The 6,745-nt window shown below is 74.0% G+C and carries 4 protein-coding genes; 2 read left to right on the top strand and 2 right to left on the bottom strand.

What is annotated here, in order from left to right; genetic code table 11:
* Nucleotides 1-299 precede the first annotated feature (299 nt).
* Nucleotides 300-1,007: a CBS domain-containing protein gene (locus AOK24_RS30230; protein ID WP_055723217.1), complete on the bottom strand. Its 708-nt coding sequence runs from the start codon at nucleotides 1,005-1,007 to the stop codon at nucleotides 300-302.
* 184 nt (nucleotides 1,008-1,191) lie between these two features.
* Here AOK24_RS30230 and AOK24_RS30235 point away from each other — a divergent pair, with 184 nt between their 5' ends.
* The gene (locus AOK24_RS30235) at nucleotides 1,192-2,079 is read left to right on the top strand and encodes a universal stress protein (protein ID WP_055723218.1); all 888 of its coding nucleotides are present in this window, start codon (nucleotides 1,192-1,194) and stop codon (nucleotides 2,077-2,079) included.
* Nucleotides 2,080-2,188: 109 nt separating this feature from the next.
* On the opposite strand, the gene AOK24_RS30240 is transcribed toward AOK24_RS30235, so the two are convergent.
* Entirely contained in the window at nucleotides 2,189-3,406 is a 1,218-nt protein-coding gene (locus AOK24_RS30240; protein WP_055723219.1) for an MFS transporter, read from the bottom strand.
* 166 nt (nucleotides 3,407-3,572) lie between these two features.
* Here AOK24_RS30240 and AOK24_RS30245 point away from each other — a divergent pair.
* Nucleotides 3,573-6,745: nitrate reductase subunit alpha (locus tag AOK24_RS30245; RefSeq protein WP_055723220.1), on the top strand; the 3,173-nt coding region annotated here is incomplete at its 3' end.

The raw sequence follows: 6,745 nt of genomic DNA on the forward strand, positions 1-6,745 counted from the left end.
CATGCCGGGCCCGGCATGGACCGAACTGCCCCGGCCCGTGCGCCTCCGCGACCGCACCCTCGAAGGCCACGAGAGCGCGCGGAAGCGCGGCAAGACCATCGGCGGCGCCGGGGCCATACGGATGCCGCGGGAGCACGACGAACAGTCCGCCGCGGCGGCAGGCGCGTGATCATCCGGCTGGTTTGCGGCTGGTGTCCGAGCTAGGACTCCAAGGCCACGTACTCACGTTCGCCCGGCCGCAGGACCGAGCCGGGGACGCCGATGAGGGCGAGCGGGATCATGGCCATGCGCCGCGTCGGTCAGAGCTTGCGCAGCCAGTCGTCGGCCACGCCGTGCAGGGCCTGTTCGGCGGGGCGCAGGCGAGTGTCGTCGATGCGGTAGGTGAGGTGGTCGACGACGTCCACGACGCCGTCGAGCCGGCGGGTCATGCCGACCGCGACGGGGATCTCGCTGCGCCGCTCCAGCCGTCCCGTGAGGGAGACGACGCCCTCGCTCACGGCGACGTCGATGGTCTGCGGGACCAGCCAGAGGGTGTCGAGGAGGACCTCCTGCCGTACGGCGCGCAGGATCTCCTCGTCCGGGCGCAGGAAGACGTGGAGGAGGTCGTGGCGGGTGACGATGCCGGTGAGCCGGTTCTCCGCGTCCACGACCGGCAGCCGCTGCACGCGGCGCGCGGCCATCAGGCGGGCCGCCTCGGTGGCGGTGGCGTCGGCGCGGACGGTGACGGCGGGTGCCGTCATGATGCCGCCGGCGGTACGGGCCCGGCTCCGGGCCGCCGCGCGCCGGGCGCGGGGACTGAAGCGGTGCCGTACGCCGGCGCGTCCCGCCTGGTGCGGGACGAGGTCGGTCGCGGAGATCACGCCGATGACCGTGCCGTCGTCGCCGACGACCGGGAGGCCGCCGACGCGGTGCTCGTCGAGCAGCCGCACCACCTCCTTGAACGGGGTGCCGTACCGGGCGGTGACGACCTCACGGGTCATGAGGGCGCCGACCTCGATGGGCTTCATGTCCGGGCCTCCTTCGGCTCTGCGCGGAGCCCTCCTCACCGGACCCCGCCTCCAGGTTCCGGCGCGGCGCACCCGGTTCACAGGGGCTGGGCGGGCACGGGAGAGGGCCGGACGGTCCCTGTCGCGGCATCGGTGGACCGCTGGATGCTGGCCGCAGGTGAGCAGCCCGGCCGGAGGAGTCGTGATGGAACAGTCCGTGGTGGTCGGAGTCGACGGGTCCGACGAGAGCATGGCCGCAGCGCTGTGGGCGGCCCGTGAGGCGGTCCGGCGGGGCCGGCCGCTGCGGCTGGTGCACGCCGGGGAGCGGTACCCCCGTCAGCACGGCACCGTGCTCGCGGGCGCCGCCCAGCGGCACCTGGCCCGCCGTGCGCTGCGCCGGGCCGAGGAGCGGATCCGGGCCGCCTGCCCCGGACTGCCGCTCGGCGACGAACTGGTGGCGGGTCCGGCGACCGCCGCCCTGCTGCGGGAGGCCGGGCGGGCCCGGCCGCTGGTGCTGGGGTCGCACGGGTGGAGCGGGTTCGCCGGGTTCCTGGTGGGGTCGGTCGCGCTGGGGGTGGTGGCGAAGGCGGAGGGTCCGGTCGTGCTGGTGCGCGCGGACGCGGACGCGCCCGACGAGCACGTCCCGCAGGACGACGGCAGCGCTTGCGAGTGGACCGGCTACCGGGACGTCGTGCTCGCCGTGGACGTCGCCGGCACGGGCGACGAGGTCGTCGAGTTCGCCTTCGAGGCGGCCCGGCTGCGGCGAGCCCGGCTGCGCGCCGTGTACGCCTGGAACGCCTCCGGCGCGCTCGGGCTCGGCCCGGGTGACGTCGCGCTCCTGGACCGTCCGGCCCAGGCGGAGGAATGGCTCGGCTTCCTGCGGACCGTCCTCGACCCCTGGCGCGACAAGTATCCCGGCGTGGCGGTCCTGGAGACGGTCGTCGAGGACAAGCCCGCCACGGCTCTCCCGCGCGCGGCGGCCGGCGCGAGCCTCCTGGTCGTCGGCCACCGGCTCCCCCACCGCACGGGACCTGTCGCGCACGCCGCGATCCAGCACGCGGGGTGCGCGGTGGCGGTGGTGCCGCACCGGTGAGGACGCGAACCGGCGTACCCGTGGCGGGAGTTCACCCCGGATGCGCCGTCCGCCGTGTCCTGCGCGCCGAGCACGGGCCGGGCGGGGAGATCCCCTGTCCCGGCCCGCTTCACCGCGTGCGCCGCCCCACCGCGTACCGCACCCCCGTCTCCGTGAACATCAGCGCTCCCGCAGCGACCGCACCCAGCAGGAGCAGGCCGACGGCGTACGACCCGTAGGCGCCGTACAGCGCCCCCATGACGAGTGGCGGGACGAAGCCGCCGAGTCCTCCCGCCGCCCCCACGACCCCGGTGACCGAGCCGATCCTGCCCGCGGGTGCCAGCAGGGCGACGAGCGCGAAGACCGCGCCGCTGGCCGCTCCGAGGGCGGCGGCCATGGCGAGGAAGGCGACCGTGCCGACCGGCGCCAGGCCGGGGGTGAGGGACTGGACGCAGGCCCCGGCCAGGACGGTGCCGAGCGCGACCGCGAGGACGCGGACGGGCCCGACCCGGTCGGAGAGCCAGCCGCCGACCGGCCGCATGGCGACGGCGAGCAGCACGAACCCGGCCATCCGGTCGGCGGCGTCGGCCTGGGCGAGGCCGTAGCCGGTCTTGAGGTAGGTCGGCAGGTAGACGGAGAAGGCGACGTACCCGCCGAAGGCGACCGCGTACAGGGCCGCCGCCTGCCAGGTCACCGCGAGCCGGAGGGTGTCGGCGAGGGTGCGGGCCAGCGGCTGGGTCACCGGCGTGCGGCCGGGGGCATCGCGCAGGACGAGCGCCGCGAGGACGGCGTACGCAACGAGGCCGGCGGCGGTGATGAGGAACGGGGTCTTCGTGCCGTGCGCGTCGACCAGCTCGACGGTGCTCAGGGCGCTGATCGCGGTGCCGCCCATGCCCATGCCGAAGACGCCGATGGCCAGGCCCCGCCGCTCGGGCGGGAACCAGGCGTTGACGAAGGGCACCCCGACGGCGAACGCCGTGCCGCCGACGCCGAGGAGGAACCCGCCGGCGAGCAGCGCGGTCAGCGAGGAGTGTCCGGCGAGGCCGAGGTAGAGCACGGGCAGGACGGTGGCCGCGGAGACGGCGGGGAACATGACGCGTCCGCCGTAGCGGTCGGTGAGCGCCCCGACGGGGATCCGGCCCAGCGAGCCGACCACGACGGGCACGGCGACCAGCAGCGACTGCTGGAAGGAGCTGAGGTGCAGGGTGTCCTTGAAGCGGGGTCCGAGCGGGCTGAGCAGCGCCCAGGCCCAGAAGTTGACGGCGAATCCGACGGTGGCCAGGGCCAGCATCAGCCAGGCTCTGCCCGCCACCGGGCCGGTGTGCTCTGCTGGGGACGACCGGTGCATGGTGTCCGTCCTTTCCCTCACGGCTGTACGGGGCGCCCCGACTCTCGCGTCACCGCCCCGGCCCCGGCGCCTTCCGACCGGTCCCGATCACCGGGGCCGATGGGCCTCGTGGCAGGGCCGTTCGGCCCCGGGCGGCCGTCGGGCGGGCCCGCCTAGCGTTCCGGGCATGGTGAACGACACAAGGACCTGGCCCCTCGCGGCGCGGCGGCTGCTGACCCGCCGTGAGGTGTCGGCCGACGGCCGCGCGGAGTTCGGCACGGGCGACGCCCGCTGGGAGGGCTTCTACCGGGACCGGTGGGCGCACGACAGGGTGGTGCGCTCCACGCACGGCGTGAACTGCACGGGGTCCTGCTCGTGGCTGGTGTACGTCAAGGACGGCATCATCACCTGGGAGCACCAGGCCACCGACTACCCGTCGATCGGCGCGGACTGCCCCGAGTACGAGCCGCGCGGCTGCCCGCGCGGGGCGTCCTTCTCCTGGTACACGTACTCCCCCAGCCGGGTCCGCTACCCGTACGTGCGGGGCGAGTTGCTCACCCTGTGGCGCGAGGCGCGCAGCCGGCTCGGCGACCCGGTGGCGGCCTGGGCCGAGATCACCGGCGACCCGGACAAGGCCCGCGCCTACAAGCGGGCCCGCGGCAGGGGCGGCCTGGTCCGCGCCGGCTGGGACGAGGTGACCGAGCTGGTCGCCGCCGCACAGGTGCACACCATCAAGACGTACGGCCCGGACCGGGTCGCGGCCTTCTCCCCGATCCCGGCGATGTCGATGGCGTCGTTCGCGGCCGGCGCGCGCTTCCACTCGCTGATCGGCGGCACGCTGCTGTCGTTCTACGACTGGTACGCGGACCTGCCGATCGCCTCGCCGCAGGTCTTCGGCGACCAGACGGACGTCCCCGAGGCCGCCGACTGGTGGAACGCGGGCTACCTGATCATGTGGGGGTCGAACATCCCCGTCACCCGCACCCCGGACGCGCACTTCCTCACCGAGACCCGCTACAACGGCACGAAGGTCGTCGCCGTCAGTCCCGACTACGCCGACAACGTCAAGCACGCCGACGAGTGGCTCGCCCCGCATCCGGGCACGGACGGCGCGCTGGCGATGGCGATGGGACACGTGATCCTGCGGGAGTTCCTCGTCGACCGCGAAGTGCCGTACTTCCGCGACTACGTGAGCAGGTTCACCGACGCGCCGTTCCTCGTGACCCTGCGCGAGCACGAACGGGGACTCGTCCCGGACGGGTTCCTGACCGCCGCCGATCTCGGCCGCCGCGAGGAGGAGAACGCCGAGTTCAAGACGGTCCTTCTGGACAGGGTCACCGGAGAACCGGTGATCCCCGGCGGCTCGCTCGGCTTCCGGTGGGGAGAAGCCGGGCGGGGCCGCTGGAACCTCGATCTCGGGGACGTCGTACCGGAGTTGAGCCTGATCGGCCGCGCCGAGGACACCGCCGAGGTCGTGCTCCCCCGCTTCGACGAGGGCCCCACGGAGGGCGGGTCGACGATGGTGCGGGGTGTGCCGGTCCGCACCGTGGGCGGGCGGCTGGTGACGACCGTGTTCGACCTGATGCTGGCCCAGTACGGCGTGCACCGCCCCGGGTTGCCGGGTGCGTGGCCGACGTCGTACGAGGACGCCTCCCAGCCGTACACCCCCGCCTGGCAGGAGACGGTCACCTCCGTGCCGGCCGCGCAGGCGGCACGGATCGCGCGGGAGTTCGCACGCAACGCCGAGCGCACCCAGGGGCGTTCGATGATCGCGCTGGGTGCGGGCACCAACCACTGGTTCCACTCGGACACCATCTACCGGGCGTTCCTCGCGCTGGTGACGATGACCGGCTGCCAGGGTGTCAACGGCGGCGGCTGGGCGCACTACGTCGGCCAGGAGAAGATCCGCCCCATCACCGGCCTACAGCACCTGGCGTTCGCGTTCGACTGGCAGCGGCCCACCCGGCACATGGCGGGCACCTCGTACTGGTACCTCAACACCGACCAGTGGCGCTACGAGGCGTTCGGACCCGGCGAGCTGGCGTCGCCGCTGGGCGCGGGACGGTTCACCGGGAAGGCGACCGCCGACTGTCTGGCGCAGGCGATCCGGCTCGGCTGGACGCCCGGCCACCCCGGCTTCGACCGCAACCCGCTCGACCTGGCGGACGAGGCGAAGGCGCGGGGGCGTGAGCCTGCCGAGTACATCGTCGGCGAACTCAAGGCCGGGCGGCTGAAGTTCGCCGCCGAGGACCCCGACGACCCGGCCAACTTCCCCCGGGTGCTGACCGTGTGGCGGGCGAACCTGCTCGGCTCCTCCGGCAAGGGCAACGAGTACTTCCTGCGTCACCTGCTGGGCACCGACGCGGCCGTCCGCTCCGAGGAGACCCCGCCCGAGGGGCGCCCGCAGGACGTGGTGTGGCGCGAGGAGGCGCCGGAGGGCAAGCTCGATCTGCTGGTCACCCTGGACTTCCGGATGACGTCGACGGGCCTGCTCGCCGACGTCGTCCTGCCGGCCGCGACCTGGTACGAGAAGGACGACCTGTCCAGCACGGACATGCACCCCTTCGTGCACGCCTTCACCCCGGCCATCCCCCCGCCCTGGCAGGCCCGCACCGACTACGACGCCTTCCTCGGCCTGGCGGACAGGTTCAGCGAGCTGGCGAAGGAGCACCTCGGCTCCCGTACGGACGTCCTCGCGGTGCCGCTGCTGCACGACACCCCCGACGAACTCGCCCAGCCGGGCGGCGTCGTACGCGACTGGAAGCTCGGCGAGTGCGAGCCCGTGCCCGGGCGGACGATGCCGAAGCTGGTCGTCGTCGAACGGGACTATGCCGCGACGGCGCAGAAGATGCGTGCCGTCGGCCCGCTGCTCGACACCCTCGGCACCACCACCAAGGGCGTCACCGTCCACCCGGACCGGGAACTGGACGGCCTCCGGCGCCGCAGCGGCACCGTACGCGACGGAATCGCCGCCGGACGCCCCTCGCTCGCCACGGCGAACGACATGTGCGAGGCGATCCTCGCCCTGTCCGGCACCACCAACGGCCGCCTCGCCACCGAGGGTTTCCGGCGGCTGGAGGAGCGCACCGGCAGCGCGGGCCTGGTGGCGCTGGCCGCCGAACGCGAGGCCGAGCGCATCACCTTCGCCGACACCCGCACCCAGCCGCGCGCGGTCCTCACCTCGTACGAGTGGTCCGGCAGCGAGACCGGGGGCCGGCGCTACTCGCCGTTCGTCATCAACACCGAGCACCTCAAGCCCTGGCACACCCTCACCGGCCGCCAGCACTTCTTCGTCCAGCACGACTGGATCGCCGAACTCGGCGAGCAACTCCCCGTCTACCGGCCCCCGGTCTCGCTGCC

The organism is Streptomyces niveiscabiei, assembly GCF_001419795.1.
Classification (GTDB): Bacteria; Actinomycetota; Actinomycetes; order Streptomycetales; family Streptomycetaceae; genus Streptomyces; species Streptomyces niveiscabiei.

What these genes read in the sequence shown, in the direction of transcription:
- AOK24_RS30240 (WP_055723219.1), bottom strand. Translation starts at nt 3,406, where the DNA reads ATGCACCGGTCGTCCCCAGCAGAGCACACCGGCCCGGTGGCGGGCAGA.
- AOK24_RS30230 (WP_055723217.1), bottom strand. Translation starts at nt 1,007, where the DNA reads ATGAAGCCCATCGAGGTCGGCGCCCTCATGACCCGTGAGGTCGTCACC.
- AOK24_RS30235 (WP_055723218.1), top strand. Translation starts at nt 1,192, where the DNA reads ATGGAACAGTCCGTGGTGGTCGGAGTCGACGGGTCCGACGAGAGCATG.